15 protein-coding genes are annotated in these 14969 nt (G+C 45.4%); 1 reads left to right on the top strand and 14 read right to left on the bottom strand.

Annotated elements, in window-relative coordinates; all coding sequences use genetic code 11:
* Positions 1 to 9: 9 nt before the first annotated feature.
* The 10 genes from ACEN8J_RS08795 to metH form a co-directional block, all read right to left on the bottom strand.
* Entirely contained in the window at positions 10 to 1503 is a 1494-nt protein-coding gene (locus ACEN8J_RS08795; protein ID WP_495594543.1) for a protein kinase domain-containing protein, read from the bottom strand.
* A gap of 179 nt (positions 1504 to 1682) precedes the next feature.
* On the bottom strand, positions 1683 to 2741 hold the full coding sequence (locus ACEN8J_RS08790; RefSeq protein ID WP_029517423.1) for a 23S rRNA (cytidine(2498)-2'-O)-methyltransferase RlmM: 1059 nt from the start codon (positions 2739 to 2741) through the stop codon (positions 1683 to 1685).
* 22 nt (positions 2742 to 2763) lie between these two features.
* Positions 2764 to 3537, bottom strand: a complete 774-nt coding sequence (locus tag ACEN8J_RS08785; RefSeq protein WP_029517422.1) for an ABC transporter ATP-binding protein — start codon at positions 3535 to 3537, stop codon at positions 2764 to 2766.
* Complete coding sequence (locus ACEN8J_RS08780) at positions 3534 to 3848, bottom strand: thioredoxin family protein (RefSeq protein WP_029517421.1); 315 nt, start codon at positions 3846 to 3848, stop codon at positions 3534 to 3536. The genes ACEN8J_RS08785 and ACEN8J_RS08780 overlap by 4 nt, the downstream gene beginning before the upstream one ends.
* Positions 3845 to 4183: a cyclic-phosphate processing receiver domain-containing protein gene (locus ACEN8J_RS08775; protein ID WP_318627235.1), complete on the bottom strand. Its 339-nt coding sequence runs from the start codon at positions 4181 to 4183 to the stop codon at positions 3845 to 3847. The genes ACEN8J_RS08780 and ACEN8J_RS08775 overlap by 4 nt, the downstream gene beginning before the upstream one ends.
* A 71-nt stretch (positions 4184 to 4254) precedes the next feature.
* The gene (locus tag ACEN8J_RS08770) at positions 4255 to 5103 is read right to left on the bottom strand and encodes a deoxyribonuclease IV (protein WP_318627361.1); all 849 of its coding nucleotides are present in this window, start codon (positions 5101 to 5103) and stop codon (positions 4255 to 4257) included.
* On the bottom strand, positions 5093 to 5911 hold the full coding sequence (locus tag ACEN8J_RS08765) for an Fpg/Nei family DNA glycosylase (protein ID WP_025724124.1): 819 nt from the start codon (positions 5909 to 5911) through the stop codon (positions 5093 to 5095). Before ACEN8J_RS08765 ends, ACEN8J_RS08770 begins: the two co-directional genes overlap by 11 nt.
* Before the next feature lie 73 nt (positions 5912 to 5984).
* Positions 5985 to 6833: a TIGR01457 family HAD-type hydrolase gene (locus ACEN8J_RS08760; protein ID WP_081317588.1), complete on the bottom strand. Its 849-nt coding sequence runs from the start codon at positions 6831 to 6833 to the stop codon at positions 5985 to 5987.
* A 463-nt stretch (positions 6834 to 7296) separates the two neighbouring features.
* Positions 7297 to 8226: a ribonuclease Z gene (gene rnz, locus ACEN8J_RS08755; RefSeq protein WP_029517417.1), complete on the bottom strand. Its 930-nt coding sequence runs from the start codon at positions 8224 to 8226 to the stop codon at positions 7297 to 7299.
* Positions 8227 to 8305: 79 nt separating this feature from the next.
* Positions 8306 to 11746 carry a methionine synthase gene (gene metH / locus ACEN8J_RS08750; RefSeq protein WP_483595488.1) on the bottom strand — a complete coding sequence of 1147 codons (3441 nt, stop codon included), beginning with the start codon at positions 11744 to 11746 and terminating at the stop codon, positions 8306 to 8308.
* Between the two features lie 281 nt (positions 11747 to 12027).
* On the opposite strand from metH, the gene ACEN8J_RS08745 reads away from it, so the two are divergent.
* Entirely contained in the window at positions 12028 to 12570 is a 543-nt protein-coding gene (locus ACEN8J_RS08745; RefSeq protein ID WP_341070920.1) for a 1,2-dihydroxy-3-keto-5-methylthiopentene dioxygenase, read from the top strand.
* 99 nt (positions 12571 to 12669) lie between these two features.
* Here the strand turns inward: ACEN8J_RS08745 and ACEN8J_RS08740 are convergent, their stop codons facing one another.
* From ACEN8J_RS08740 to ACEN8J_RS08725, 4 genes are all read right to left on the bottom strand, one after another.
* The gene (locus ACEN8J_RS08740) at positions 12670 to 13464 is read right to left on the bottom strand and encodes an HAD family hydrolase (protein ID WP_029517414.1); all 795 of its coding nucleotides are present in this window, start codon (positions 13462 to 13464) and stop codon (positions 12670 to 12672) included.
* 155 nt (positions 13465 to 13619) lie between these two features.
* Positions 13620 to 14129, bottom strand: a complete 510-nt coding sequence (locus tag ACEN8J_RS08735; RefSeq protein ID WP_025724118.1) for a hypothetical protein — start codon at positions 14127 to 14129, stop codon at positions 13620 to 13622.
* A 120-nt stretch (positions 14130 to 14249) separates the two neighbouring features.
* The gene (locus ACEN8J_RS08730) at positions 14250 to 14456 is read right to left on the bottom strand and encodes a DUF896 domain-containing protein (RefSeq protein WP_029517413.1); all 207 of its coding nucleotides are present in this window, start codon (positions 14454 to 14456) and stop codon (positions 14250 to 14252) included.
* 108 nt (positions 14457 to 14564) lie between these two features.
* A complete protein-coding gene (locus tag ACEN8J_RS08725; RefSeq protein ID WP_039271343.1) occupies positions 14565 to 14933 on the bottom strand; it encodes a LysM peptidoglycan-binding domain-containing protein in 369 nt (122 codons plus the stop codon).
* Between the last annotated feature and the right edge of the window lie 36 nt (positions 14934 to 14969).

Raw genomic sequence — 14969 nt, 5'->3', positions numbered from 1 at the left:
ACTTTCTATTTAGCGCCGTCGCTTAAGGAATGCGAAGCGTCTTCTCCGGGTGTCTGGAATAACTCCGCGAAACAGCTCGTCCAGCACCTGATCCATCTCATCATCCCGTTCGAAGGGGTCTGAGTGGAACGGTAGAGCAAATACTTTATCGTGATCCAGCTCCTTACGAAGCCTGCGAACCGCCTCCGAAGTTGCCAATGGCAAGCAGTAATTCCATTTGTGCTGTGGGTGGCGCTGAAGAGATCGGGTTAGCCCTGCTATATCCTGAACCCTCCATTCGGCCCCTGAGCCAACGACGAGCGGATAATCGGCTCTAAAGAATTCTTCCAGACGTTCATTATCCTGCCCACTCCCCAGGTCCAGTACGATAAATCTGTAAGAACCACCCAACAAAGAAATGACATCCGCACGCGATGTTTGTCGCCAGTAATGTACTCCATCGACTTCAAAACGCCGACTTGAACTCATTTGTCCAACGGATGTGCCTTCTACGACTTCTTGAAGTCGGGCAAATGCTTTGGCTGTGCTGTGCAGCTCAACCAAAGCTACGGAGCGGGATCTTCGAGCCAGATAGTGGCTCACCATAATTGCTGTATGCGTAGCACCGGAGCCGGCAGAGACACCCAGTACAGCCACTACCCTTGTACCTGCATAATCCATTGAGGCATCATTAACGGATATTCCTTGTTGAGCAGGTTGAAAATCAGCACTGCGACGCAGTTCTCCAATGACCTCCCCGGCGGATTGAAATCGTTCCTTAGGATTCTCACGCAGCAGTTTTCGAATTACTGGAATCAAATGACGAGACAATTCCCCGCGTATATATCCTTCTACTCCCGCAGTCCACTCGCTATATTTTCCTCCTGTACAGAGATACAATAGCAGCGCTCCCAAACTGTATAAGTCTGAACGAGCATCCGTCTGACCTGCTCCATATTGCTCCGGGGCAGCGAAGCCCACTGTGCCCAGCTTTACCGTATCTTGATCCAGCTCAGCCTTGTAGCTCCTCGCTATTCCAAAATCAATCAGTATAAATTCCATTTCCGGTGTCAGCATAATATTCGTTGGTTTCAGATCCCGGTAAATGACTGGTGGTTGACGGGTATGCAAATAATCCAACACATCCAGTACCTGCAAAGCGAATGGGACGATTTGCTCCTGTGGAATATAGCCTTGGTAACCCTTCATATATGCTTCCAGCGTAATTCCTTCGATGTAATCCATAACCAGGTATACCGCACCAGATGGGGGATGCTCAAAAAAATCAACAATTCTTGGTAAACGTGGATGGCTTAGTGAAATCAGCATCTCTGCCTCCGTGCGTACAAGCTTCATCACTTGTGGCTCGGCAACCGACTCCTTCACTGCCCATTGCTTGCCTGGCAGTTTTAAATCCTCTGCCATGAACACGCGGCTCATTCCTCCCGAACCCAATGTGCGCACAATACGGTAACGCTCACCAACAATTGATCCGAATTCCAACTGTGATGGTTGCTTCATTATTCTCCTACCTCCTTTCTTAAGCAAACAACGCAAAAAAGGGAAAGCTGCCGCAAAATCAAATTTCCATGTCGCCATGAAAACCGTTTCGCGGGATGCTTTCCCTTGATTTAAACATCATTATTATTTTTAAGGAACAATTTGGATTTATTATATAGCACACCTGTATCTATTGTAAAGTGTTATTTTCCATACTTAATCATGTACAGGGTAATCTCATCTCGATTATGGAATAGCTGCTTAGCTCGCTGAATCTGCATGCCGGACTCCTCAAATGAAGCAATTACATCATGAATGAGCGCCAAGGGCTTTTTATGCATTAGCTTGACCGTAACGATAGCAGTACCACCACTTCGCAAACTATATAGTAAATCAGTAACAAGCCTTGCCATTTGCTTAGGACTCCAGCTCATATCACAAACCAGCAGATCGAACGAATTCTCTTTAAATTTGACTTCACTTGCATTTTTACGCAAAAAAGTCAGATTGGCGTACTTCATCAGTGATGGCTCCATCTTTGCCGGATCAACCGCAGTAACTTTCAGTCCCCGCTCCAGTAAGAAGGAAGTCCATCCACCCGGTGCTGCCCCAATATCCAGTCCCTGATGGAAAGCGCCAAAATCTATGCCGAACGTTACTTCTGCTTCCAATAGCTTGAATTTGGCACGGGAAATTTGTCCGTCTTCTTTCTGAAAACGAACCGCACCTCCGCTCCAATCCGATAGGTTGTCCTCAGGACGTGATACACCTGCATACCACGTATCTGTATCTGCAAAAACGGACACAATAACATCGGCGCCTTGTACTGTTTGCTCCATAGGTAGATCACTTAATTGTTCACTCAAAGCCTGCTTAAGTGCACCTGCGCTTTCAGTCCAGCTGCTATTAGATCCTTTGCGCACCTGTAAAGAAACACGTTGATCCATCAGTTCCTTGCGGTTACGGATGAATGCAACCAGACGCTCCTGCACCTGAACCAGATCCGTTCCTTCTTCCTGAAAATGAACAGGAAACAAGTGACGTAAAAACATCGGCGGCTGACCTGTAATTGTCCTCACTGTCTCAATTTCTTCCGCAGGTAATGTAGCCAGAAAAATTTCACCAGGTAAAAGCATCGTACTTTTCACAGAGCCAAATATTCTTCTAAGCTCCTCTTGAGCATAGGGTGCAAAACCGTGATTGGCCGTACAAATAAATCTTGATGATGACAAAGTAGATTCACTTTGTTCATCTGTACTCATATATAGTTCCTCCAAAATAACATTACCCTCCAGCGCACACCCGAATCCAGGGACGTTCTCCATCCCAATCCAGCTCAACCGAAACTTCATATGTGTGCATAATCAATTCTTTCGTTAAAACTTCTTTTTTCGGTCCAGCTGCTGCAACCTTACCATCACGAATCAATGCAACATGTGTAAATAGGGGGACAATCTCCTCAATGTGATGAGTCACATAGACCACTGATAAGTCCCGCTTGCGGAGCCGATCAATCTCGACCAGCATTTTTTCCCGCTCAAATAGATCCAACCCAGCACAAGGCTCGTCCATAATTAGCAGACGGGGTTCCGCCATCAGTGAGCGGGCCAACATCACCTTTTTACGTTCTCCTTGAGATAACGTCCCCAGCGGATGATGAATCAAGTCACCTAAATTCATACCCTCCAGCAAAGATATGGCCTTTTCTTTTGCCTCTGTTGGAATTTCCTGATAAAAGCGCAAAAAAGCATACGCACCTGTAGCGACTACTTCCCAAACTGGATCTTTTAGCGCCAGCTTTTCCAATAAGGTCTGACTGATATATCCGATCTGCTTGCGGACCTCCCGCACATCACATTGACCATACATTTGCCCAAGCACTTCAACCGTACCACGACTTGGAAACATATACCCTGTCATCATTTCCAGCAAAGTTGTTTTACCGGAACCATTGCGACCCAGAATAGCCCAATGTTGACCTTCTCGTATATCCAGGCTTACATCGTCCAATATCCGTCTTTCTTCCCGCTGCAACGTAATGCTCTTCATGGATATCATTCCATCACGCTCCTTATTTTGCTCAGCAAGTGTTCTACAGATTCCATTTTGTAGATGATTTCAGGATTATTGTTTTCACCATTATATATAAGAAGCGCGGGAACGCTGGATATCCGGTACTCCTGTACCAGTTCAGGAATATAGTTAATGTTGCTCTGCACCACTGCTCCTTCGGGGAGCAAATGCTCTGCTACCTCCAGCATCTTACGGGCAGCTGCGCATGTTCCGCACATGGGAGTGTACACAAACAAAGCCAGCTTGCATCCCTCCCATATGGCACGGCGCGCGTCTTTTTGTCCGATCTCTTTCATTGTTCAGACCCTTTTCTGATCTCTCGCATACGCTCCTCGGGTATGGGCCCATTATGCACGGTGACTCCCTCTGGCTTATTCGCATAGAGCAGCTCATACATGGCTCGCCGCCCCTCTGGACTGGAGGAATGCAAGTAAATTTCACGTGGATATAACCGTCTCCCTGCGATAGCAGCAGCCACATCTTTTCCCGTAGGTTGACCTGGACCCAAATCATAATCTAGCGATAGTATCGTAATAGGGTATTCATGAAGCAGTAGCAGACACTCTTCCGCATCTCTTGCCAGCTTAAAGCCCGGAGGACAAGGCCGATAATCGTCCATAAACAAATACATCAACTTCTCCTCCTTTTCCCATATATGCAAGCTCACAAGTCTCAAAGATAGTTATTATCAATCAGACTGATTTACTCCCAGCTTAGAATCATTTGAATATCCTCCTGATGTGTCCCATCAGGTCCCGTCTCACTCTCCAAAACGATAGGAATGCCTCTTACAGCCTCCTGATCTGTCATCCAGCGCATGCCCTCAGTACCAATGTAGCCTTGCCCCACACGAGCGTGTCTGTCTTTTTTAGAGCCATACGGGTATTTAGAATCGTTCAAATGAACTCCGCATAGAGCTGACCAATAGCCGAGACGGTTTCCTTTATCGATCAAAGCCTCGTCCATTCCACCGTTCCACAATCCTGCTGCATACGCATGACAAGTGTCCAAGCAAAAGCCGATACTGTCAGGATACCGGCACAACTGACGGATTTGCACCATTTCCTCAAGCGTGGTTCCCATAGGTCCATGATCCCCCGCCTGATTTTCAATCAATATTTTAGCATTTCCCTGCCAGCCTTCCAGCACATCATTAAAACAGTTAATGATGTTACGATAGCCCTCTAGAGGGTCTAACGAATGCATGTGACCAAAATGAACGACAATCCCTTTTGACCCACAGGCTTCAGCAATATCCAGATCATTGCGTAATGAAGCAATCGTCTGCTCATAAAGTTCCTGACCACGATCGGACCCATGAGCCGGATTAACGGGATATGGCGAATGAGCAATGGAATGAAGCTGATGCTCTATACAGTAAGCGTTGCAAGCAGCAGCATCAGTAGCACTCCATTCCTTCAACCTAAGACTACGAGGATTTTTCGGGAAATATTGAAATGAACGCCCCCCCTGCTCTCGCGCACGCATAGCGGCTTTGGAAAAGCCACCACGCGTACTCACATGGGAGCCAATGAGCAATTTAGGCATCATGCTGCTGTACCGGGCAATAAAATGCTTTTTTCCCCGCCAGTTCAACCCTTACAATTTTCCCTCCACTTGGAGATTCTTCTCCTTCGCGGTCATATACTCGACACTGATGATCAAATCCACCTGTTAGTGTGTCTCCCTCCATTAGAGGCATTTCCATGTACCCACCTTCCGCAGTAGCTTCACGTAGTACGGATTGAGTGGCATGGTATAGCTTTTCCACTTTTTCTGGCGACTGCACAATGTTTTGTACTTTGGAACCCGGTGTAAATCCGGCGATATAAGCAATTTCGTCCGAATAACAATTGCCAATACCTGAAAAAATCTGCTGATTCACCAGTGTTGTTTTTAAAATCCCCCGGCGTCCCTTCAGCCGTGCTGTAAACTTTTCCAACGTCATGCGGCGGTCTAACGGGTCAGGTCCCAGGTCTGACAAAGCCTCCTCTGTTTCTTTAGCCGTCAGCAAGTGCAGATAACCTAAGCGCAGTCCGATAAAATAAAGCTTTACTCCACTAAAATCTAATTCGATCTGAACTGTACGATCTGGACGCTGCTCCTCCGTTCCCAGAAATAACAGCCCTCCCAACATCAGATGAAGTACGAGCCGCCCGCCCGTGTTTAAATGAAAAATCAAATGCTTGCCTCGACGCTCTAAATATACAACGGTCGTTCCGAGCAATTGCTTCTCAAACGTTTCCACTTCAGTATTAATGGACTTTTCACGGCTAACCGTCACTCCAGTAATCGGAATGTCCAAAATTTGTTTGGATAATAAGATTCTGTAGTTTTCCATTTCAGGAAGTTCCGGCATATCAACATCTTTCCTTTCGTAGCTACATAGCTTTTAATGCTCGCAAGTTTTCTAAGACATATACTTTTTTCTATTATCTCAGCTCTTCTTTCATCCAGTCCTGCAATTCAGCGAGATTTTCAAACATCAGGTCAGGTTTTACTCCAACGGTACGCACATGCTCGTCCATATTAGCGCGGGTCGTCACGCCCGACAGGATCAGAGCTGTTTTACAACCTGCTGCTGCACCTGCCGCAATATCTGTAAGCATATTATCGCCCACAACCAGAGCTTCATCCGCCCTAATGTTTAAGCGGTTCAGTGCATAATTCATCAATACGCTTGAAGGCTTACCGATGACAATAGGCTTTACCTGTGAAGCCGCTTCAATTGCTGCTCCAATCGTACCTGCTCCTGGCGTTAGCCCATCATGTGAAGGCAATTGGAGATCCGGGTTTGTCAAAATAAAAGTGGCTCCTTCCCGAATCCAACGCATGGCAGCGGCCAGCGCATCATATGTAAATTGACGATCTATCCCCTGCACCACATAATCAGGATGGTTCTCAACAAGCTGCAAACCGGCTCCTGTGAGTGCATCACGTAATCCTGTCTCACCAATACAATATACACGAGCTCCAGGACTTTGCTGTGCTACATATTGTGCAGCTGCTAACGCCGAAGTATATACTTCATGGCTGGCCGCTTTAATTCCCATACCAACCAAATGCTCAGCCACCGATTCGGGTGTGCGTGAAGCATTGTTTGTAACATAAGCATAAGGTATCTGGTCTGTACGCAATCGGGATATGAACAGATCCGCACCCTTGATCATCCGATTTCCATGATAAAGGGTTCCATCCAGATCAATTAGTAACGATTTTATCGCAATCCCCTCCCCCACTTCAAATCCATTCACATCATAGCATTGAAAATTATAATTCATCCTATGAACGATGTTCTCCTTCTTATTTAACCACCTTAATGATTCAGGTTATAAAATAATCGGCTGTCTCCATTCATCCCATCTATCTTAAGTCAAAAATGCTTATGAAGTCCATGAATTGCTGGCAAACCGTGCAAAATAGCGCCATTCCTCGCTAAAAGCCGTCGCTTTCACATGACATAAGTTCACATCTTCGTCGAAATCCATCGAAGGCGCTATTTCCTCAAAGGAAATCTTCTGTATTTCCTGATCATGCTCAAGACATAAAATCCTTTAAATTCGATATATAGAAACGCGAATATGACATACCTCCATATGTGGTAGAACAAATTCATCCCCACCACCGTGTACGGGTTCTCATCTCTTGTCGCATCCTGCGCTTTCCCGGAAAATAATTTCGGTGAAAAACAAAGGCACCGGAGCAAGCCCCGGTACCCATGCACATATCTTCTCCAATCGTTTATTAACCGATATCGGGTACCGGTAACAACACATGCTGCTCCGCAAGCAATGAATTGGGAAATATGCTTCGCGCTTCCTCCAGCAATGGCTGAAGCTGCTCCTGATCTTTATACCTAGAACTAAAATGTGTCATGATTAGCTGACCCGCACCTGCGGCTTTTGCAGCCTCCGCTGCCTGAAGCGCCGTACTATGATGATACTCGTACGCTGTATCTGCCAGTTCATGCAGAAAAGTGGCTTCATGAACGACGACAGTTGCATCTTGAGCCAGCACTACCGTATTCGGGCAAGGTCTCGTATCCCCCAAAATCGTGATGATACGCCCCTTTTTCGGCGAACCCAAAACATCCTGAGGGTGCAAAATAACTCCACCCTCTACCTCCACGCTTTCCCCACGCTTTAACTTACCGTACACCGGGCCGGGCTTGATTCCATATCGCTCCAACAGTTCTTGGTTAAGCTTACCGGGCTTATCCATCTCTACAACTCGGTAGCCATAGCTGTCGATCCGATGATCCAGCAAAGCTGACTCTACCCGGAATTGTCCGTCATCAAACAGAACCCCGCCCGTATGCTCCACAATATGTAGTTGGTAATTGATACGCGATTGGCTGATCCCTAAAGATAGCTCGATATATTGCTGGATTCCAGGCGGTCCATATACCGTCAGTGGTGTCGTTCCCCCCTGGTACGCTCTGCTCGACAGCAGCCCCGGCAGACCAAAAAGATGATCCCCATGCAAATGGGTGATAAATATTTTTTCAAGTCTGCTTAGTTTGAGCGGCGAACGCAATACCTCTTGTTGAGTGCCTTCACCGCAGTCGAACAGCCACATGCTTCTTCGTTCTTCCAGCAAACGAAGAGCGATGGACGTTACATTTCGCTGAATCGTAGGCACCCCTGCATTTGTACCGAGAAAATAAAATTCCATAACATTAACCTTCTTCCTGCTGACCAGCAAAAAACCTCCGAAGCTCGGAGGGTATTTGCTATCCCATCTGATAAAGGTGTTAAACCTTTTCGACGTTAAAATACTGCGCCTGAGGGTGGCTGAACACCATGGCTGATACAGAAGCCTCCGGTTCCATCATAAACCCTTCCGTCAGCTCAACGCCAATATCCTCAGGTTTTAACAACTGGAACAACGGCCCCTGTTCCTCCAGATCTGGACATGCAGGGTAGCCAAAGGATACCCGAATGCCTTGATATCTGGCACCGTGCCGCTGTTTCATTGTCATATCGGCAGGGTCCGGAAAACCCCAGCTATCCCTGATAATATGGTGAAGCCGTTCCGCTAACCCTTCTGCTACTTCGAGTGCTACCGCTTGAAGTGCATGCGAGCGCAGATAATCCCCTTTATCTTTCCACTGGGTAGATATCTGCTGAATCCCATGACCAGCTGTAACGACCATGAAACCCACATAGTCCATAACTCCGGATTCCACTGATTTCAAGAAATCAGCCAGACACAGATAAGGCTCTACCTGCTGGCGCGGAAATGTAAATGTGTGCAGTACCTTGCTCACATCCGACGGATCATAGATCAGAATTTGATTCCCTTGCGACTGCGCTGGAAAGAAACGATACATGGCATGTGCCTGGATGATTCCGTCTGTCACAGCTTCAAACATGATGCTGTCCACGGTTTCCTTCAACTGAATCGCTTTCGGATCTTCCGAAGCCAGCAGCTGCTCAACATTGCCTTTTAAACCAAGATGATGCCCCATTAGCATCTGCATATTCACGTAAGGCAAAATATAATTCAGTGGATAGTTACGCAGTACATGGCGATCCGTATCTGGTGGAATATAGACGGGCAGATCCTGAGCAATGTTAGAGCGCACAGCTCGAGTGAGTTTAGGGAGCGGCTTGGCTTCCACGACGATTGCCGCTTCAGCTTCTCGCTCAGCCTCCATCTCCTCGGCCATTTTTTTACGGGACTCAGGATTCATAAGCTTATTGGCAATATCTAGGCCATCCATAGCATCCTTTGCATAGGCAACCAGACCATCATACTCAGGACGGATACGATTTTTAGTGAACTTACGTGTTAAAGCAGCTCCACCCACCATTATTGGAATATCAATATTCGCATTTTTCAAATCCTGTGCGGTCAGCACCATTTGTTGTGCCGATTTAACAAGCAACCCGGATAAGCCAATCATGTCGGCCTTTTCTTCACGGTAAGCCTCAATAATGCGTTCTGGTGGTACTTTTATACCCAGATTCACAATATGGTAACCATTGTTGGATAGAATAATCTCCACCAGATTCTTACCAATGTCATGCACATCACCTTTGACTGTAGCCAACAAAATCTTACCTTTTACTGAGGATTCATTCTTCTCCATGAACGGCTCTAAATAAGCCACGGACGCCTTCATCACTTCAGCGCTTTGCAGCACCTCTGCTACAATCAATTCGTTATTGTTAAACAGTCGTCCTACTTCCTCCATCCCCTTCATCAGCGGGCCGTTAATAATCTCCAGCGAAGAATATTTCACAAGCGCTTGCTCCAGATCCGGAATGAGTCCCTCCTTACTTCCCTCCACTACGTAGGAAGCCAGTCTTTCTTCGAGCGAAAGGTTTGATATCTTTTCTTTTTTCTCCACTTTCTTGTTACGAAAAGCTGCTACAAAAGCGGATAAAGTATCGTCATTTGTTTTATAGATCAAGTCTTCCGCAAGTTTCCGCTCATGCTCTGGAATGGATGCATAACGCTCAAGCTTCTCAGTGTTTACAATCGCATAGTCCAGACCTGCTTTGGTACATTCATATAAGTAGACGGAATTGAGCACTTCACGACCCGCTTCCGGCAAACCAAAAGAAACGTTACTGATGCCCAAGATAGTATGCACTCCGGGAAGCGCCTCTTTAATAATGCGAATACCCTCAATCGTTTCCTTAGCTGAACCGATATATTGCTCATCACCTGTTCCTACTGGAAATACAAGCGTATCAAAAATTAGATCCTCCGCTGCCAAACCGTAACGGTTCACCAACAGATCATAAGAACGTTTAGCTACCTCAAGCTTATCCTCACGTGAAATAGCCTGTCCGCGTTCATCAATCGTACCAACAACAACAGCGGCGCCGTACTTATGAATAAGAGGAGCCATGTTCTCAAATTTCTCTTCACCATCCTCCAGATTAATGGAGTTAATAATCGCCTTACCTTGCGAATATTGAAGTGCTTTATCAATGACTTTAATATCCGTTGTATCTATCACCAAAGGTACTTTTACCTTGTTTACAACCAGTTTCAAAAACGCTTCCATATCCGTCATTTCATCGCGGTCCGGGTCCTGCACACAAATATCAATGACATGCGCTCCGCTTTTTACCTGAGCACGGGCAATTTCAGACGCCTCTTCATATTTGCCTTCCACAATCAAACGCTTGAATTTGCGGGAGCCAAGAACATTTGTTCGCTCACCAACCATATACGGACGATTGTCCTGTTCAATATATACAGGCTCAATGCCTGATACGGCAGGAGGATGATGACCTACCAGCGGACGCGGCTCAAACTGCGACATACTTTCACTCATAACTCGAATATGCTCAGGCGTGGTACCACAACATCCCCCAGCAATATTCAGCCAGCCTTTTTCAGCGAAAGCAGTCATTTTACGTGCTAATGAATCAGGCGATTCATGGTATTGACCATTTTCGTCGGGCAAGCCCGCATTTGGATAACAGCTAATAGCTGCAGAGGACATTTCAGACAGAGAGCGAATATGATCACGCATAAACTCTGGACCTGTAGCACAATTCAACCCAATTGAAATTGGATGCAAGTGTTCCAGTGATATGCAAAAGGATTCGATATTTTGTCCGGCCAACGTCGTTCCCATGGGCTCAATCGTGCCTGAAATCATTAGTGGAAGCTCGATACCTGTCTGCTCAAAAGCCTGCCGAATTCCGATGCTTCCAGCCTTGACGTTAAGCGTATCCTGTGAGGTTTCCAAAAGGAGTACATCCACGCCGCCTTCAATAAGCGCCAAGGCCTGCTCTTGATAGCTGTCAATCAACTCAGCAAATGTAACACCACCTGTGACAGACAAGGTTTTCGTGGTTGGGCCCATAGCTCCTACTACAAAGCGAGGCTTGTCCGCAGTGCTGTATTTATCCACCGCGTTACGCGCCAGTTTGGCCGCCACCAGATTAATTTCACGGGCACGTTCCGGTATATCGTAATCCGCCAAAACGACGGATGTTGCTCCAAATGTATTCGTTTCAATTAGATCTGCCCCAGCCTTCAAGTAGGCTTCATGAATCCCTTGAATGACATCTGGTCTCGTTAAGACCAGCATTTCATTACAGCCCTCCAGCTCTTCCCCACCAAAATCATCGGGGGAAAGGTCTTCCTGTTGAATCATGGTGCCCATGGCCCCATCAAGAAGGAGTATTCTTCGTTGTAATGCATCCTGCAAGCTAACTTTATCCAAATTTCTTCACCCCCGCAAAACGTTAAATCCTAGTTTAGCAGAAACCGTATCATTTAGATAGATTGAAGTAAAAACATACGTTTTATACAGGTTGTTCTTTGTAAAAACGACTTCTCTTATCCATTTTTATAGTTTGTAGCATTATTAAACGTACTTAACCCTGCATCCTTTAGCTATGTTCATTTGCATTATAAAATGTTGAAATCCTGTATTGTACAACGTTTCAAGACATGGTATTCTTTATATAACATTAATCCAAGTGGAAAAGAGGGGATAAATACATGGCCGAAATCTTAATACGTAATACGAATGAAAGAATTAGCGGTGAAGAACAAGTACGTGAATTTCTGGAGAGTCACGAGATATTGTATGAACATTGGGATGCTTCCAAATTGTCCGGGGAGCTGCAAGAGAACTTTACCTTAACAGATGATCAAAAGGCCGCTGTTCTCAAAACATTTGAACCCGAAATCAAGGATTTAGCCGCACGTCGCGGATATAAAATATGGGACGTTATCACTCTATCTGAAGCAACGCCGAATTTGGACGAGTTGCTGGCCAAGTTTGAGCAAATTCACACCCATACCGAGGATGAAATCCGTGCCATTATCGCTGGTAAAGGCATCTTTATTATTAAAGGACCTGAAGAGATCGACTATTTTAACGTAGAGCTTTCACCGGGGGACGTTATCTCCGTACCCGAAAATATACCTCACTTCTTCACTTTAATGGAGAATCAAAAGATCGTAGCAGTCCGCTTGTTCATTGAAGAAAATGGCTGGATTGCGGAACCGTTCGAAGATCCAACCTTCATTAAAGCATAATTACGAATTTATCCTTGTGTAAATAAAAAACTCCCTCTGCTCTGTGACAATCGAGCGAAGGGAGTTTTCTTAATACTCGTTTCTAAAGGTGTAGATTTCTTACTTTAACGACTGAATAATTCCATCCAATTCAGACAGATGCTTGATTTGAAACTTCGGCTTGATCTCTGTGGTATTGGTTTTGGCGTTTCGGTTCACCCACACCGAGTGAACACCTGCTGCCAACGCTCCTTGAATATCAGTCGTCAGCTTATCTCCTACCATTAAAGCATGTTCAGGCTCAATACCAAGAAGCCCCAACGCATGCTGGAATATAGACGGATCCGGCTTGCCTCGACCAAATGAACCTGAAATGACCACATGATCAAAGAAAGGAGCTAATTGAGGAACTCCATCCAGTTTCTCCTGTTGTAAATCAGGGGAACCGTTTGTCAATAATAACAGCTTGTATTGTCCCTTCAATTGTTCTAGAATTTCAAACGTTTCTTCATATACATGGGGACGTGCGCGTCTTTCCGAAGCAAATTGGGTAGCCAGCTTTTCCGCCAACTTCTCATTATCTATCCCTAGTTGCTGGAGTCCTCTGCGCCATGATTCCTTTCGATAAACAGGGGCCAACTGTTCCAATTGACGGAATTCAGGTTGCTCACCCGCTGTAAAATTCGCCCACAATCCTTCAAACGGATTAATGCCGATCATTTGAGTAAAACTAAAGGTTTCATAGGATTCATACAAAGCGCGTGCTTCTTTACGTACGGCTTCCTCCAGAGCTTTTGGATCAACACCTGCTTCACGGGAGCCTGTTTGACACGCTGCATCAAATGCCTCTTCTACACTACGTTCATCCCACAAAAGGGTATCATCAAGATCAAACATTACCGCCTGAATCGTCATCTGAATTATCCACTCTCTTTCCACAGTATATGTACGCCTATTTGCTTGATTAAGCATTTGAATCGTTATGTGTGCCCATATTAAGCAAGCGGCCGCAGCATGTTATATGAAATAACATCATACGGCCTTTGTTACAGAGCTACAGGCTAAATCAGTTATTTCTTGTCAACCTGTATCTGATTGGATAGCGCAAACTTCTCAAGTCGCTCTGCAATGGCATCCGTGTCATAGCGACCTAATGATTTTGTGAAAATGAAATTACCACCCTTACCTTTTCTTTCAACGGTTACGTAACCCTTTTCAATCTTGATGGCTTTCATGTCCCCTGCCGTCATTGGACGTTCTCTACCACCTTTCAGCATATAGAGAGTATCCTTTCCCACTTTCAGATAAGGACGACGGATAAAAAAGATAACAGCCAGCATCAAGTACAGGCCGAATACAAGCCAATCCATCCCTCGCATACCGGTCTTAGTCAAAAAGTAACTCATAAGCATGTACAATACAGAAAGACCAGCCAGCATAATTGGCACAGTAATATTACGGCCACGAAAAATATCCATTGCAGAACCTGCGCCGCTAATGGTTTGAATACCTTGCTTTTTGCGCGATTTATTTAAATGCGCTGTGTTTTTGCGTACTTTTCTTTCAAATGATCGGGCCATCTCTCAATTCCTTCCCAGATATATTACATTAAAACAATTGCCTCAAAGCTGATCTATATAGATACCATGAGAGGTACCTAAAACAAAAGGCAAATTGCAGGCTTGGGCGCTTTAACAACATTAATGCTTCAGCCCGTCATTTCCCTTCGATGTATCATCGTCCACAAATTCAATCGTTTCTAGCTGCTGCCGAAAATTACGACGAATGTTACCTAAATAAATTTCCCGAAGATTGGCACGTTCTGTGGTTTCCTCTTCTGTTAATCCCTCGGATTTTGCTTTGCGCGCTAATTCATTAATGCGCTGTACCAAGCTGTCTATATCCAAATTGTGTCCCCTCCATAAAAGCAAAGATATAATACACTTTGACATGTAGAAAAGAGCTTGTCAAGGCTCCCGCATTACGCTCCCTGACAAGCTCTAATAGTCTATAGATCATAAGTCAGGAAGCTTGAGTACCTGACCTGCCTGCACTCCCCGATCCTCTAAACCGTTAATCCGCACAATTCCTTCTATATATACTCGTGTATCCATTCGTTCCGGTTTATGATTCGCGGCAATCTGCCACAACGTATCCCCAGGTTGTACTGTCAGTTTAGTCACTTCTTCCTTGGAAGCTGAAGGAGCCGCGAAAACCGTAAGTACACCTGCTCCTGCAATCCAAGCAACAATCACTATAATAAGAAGCTTAAGTAAAAGAGTATGGGTAATAATCTGCATAAAACGCGCCCTACCCTCTTTTCGGGTCTCCTGTAAATTTTCTATATTCATTGGAAAAATACTTTGATAGGTGCTATATTTCATCATGGTTGTGTCCTCCAAACGTTTGTTCTTATGTTT

Source organism: Paenibacillus sp. Paensp38, from assembly GCF_059491915.1.
This window is presented reverse-complemented; position numbering and strand designations above follow the sequence as displayed.

Bases quoted from the DNA above. Each gene is read 5' to 3' on its own strand.
- ACEN8J_RS08765 (WP_025724124.1), bottom strand. From the start codon at position 5,911: ATGCCGGAACTTCCTGAAATGGAAAACTACAGAATCTTATTATCCAAA.
- ACEN8J_RS08770 (WP_318627361.1), bottom strand. From the start codon at position 5,103: ATGATGCCTAAATTGCTCATTGGCTCCCATGTGAGTACGCGTGGTGGC.
- ACEN8J_RS08760 (WP_081317588.1), bottom strand. From the start codon at position 6,833: ATGAATTATAATTTTCAATGCTATGATGTGAATGGATTTGAAGTGGGG.
- ACEN8J_RS08780 (WP_029517421.1), bottom strand. From the start codon at position 3,848: ATGAAAGAGATCGGACAAAAAGACGCGCGCCGTGCCATATGGGAGGGA.
- ACEN8J_RS08775 (WP_318627235.1), bottom strand. From the start codon at position 4,183: ATGTATTTGTTTATGGACGATTATCGGCCTTGTCCTCCGGGCTTTAAG.
- ACEN8J_RS08725 (WP_039271343.1), bottom strand. From the start codon at position 14,933: ATGAAATATAGCACCTATCAAAGTATTTTTCCAATGAATATAGAAAAT.
- ACEN8J_RS08785 (WP_029517422.1), bottom strand. From the start codon at position 3,537: ATGATATCCATGAAGAGCATTACGTTGCAGCGGGAAGAAAGACGGATA.
- ACEN8J_RS08740 (WP_029517414.1), bottom strand. From the start codon at position 13,464: ATGACGATTCAGGCGGTAATGTTTGATCTTGATGATACCCTTTTGTGG.
- ACEN8J_RS08745 (WP_341070920.1), top strand. From the start codon at position 12,028: ATGGCCGAAATCTTAATACGTAATACGAATGAAAGAATTAGCGGTGAA.
- ACEN8J_RS08790 (WP_029517423.1), bottom strand. From the start codon at position 2,741: ATGAGTACAGATGAACAAAGTGAATCTACTTTGTCATCATCAAGATTT.
- rnz (WP_029517417.1), bottom strand. From the start codon at position 8,226: ATGGAATTTTATTTTCTCGGTACAAATGCAGGGGTGCCTACGATTCAG.
- ACEN8J_RS08735 (WP_025724118.1), bottom strand. From the start codon at position 14,129: ATGGCCCGATCATTTGAAAGAAAAGTACGCAAAAACACAGCGCATTTA.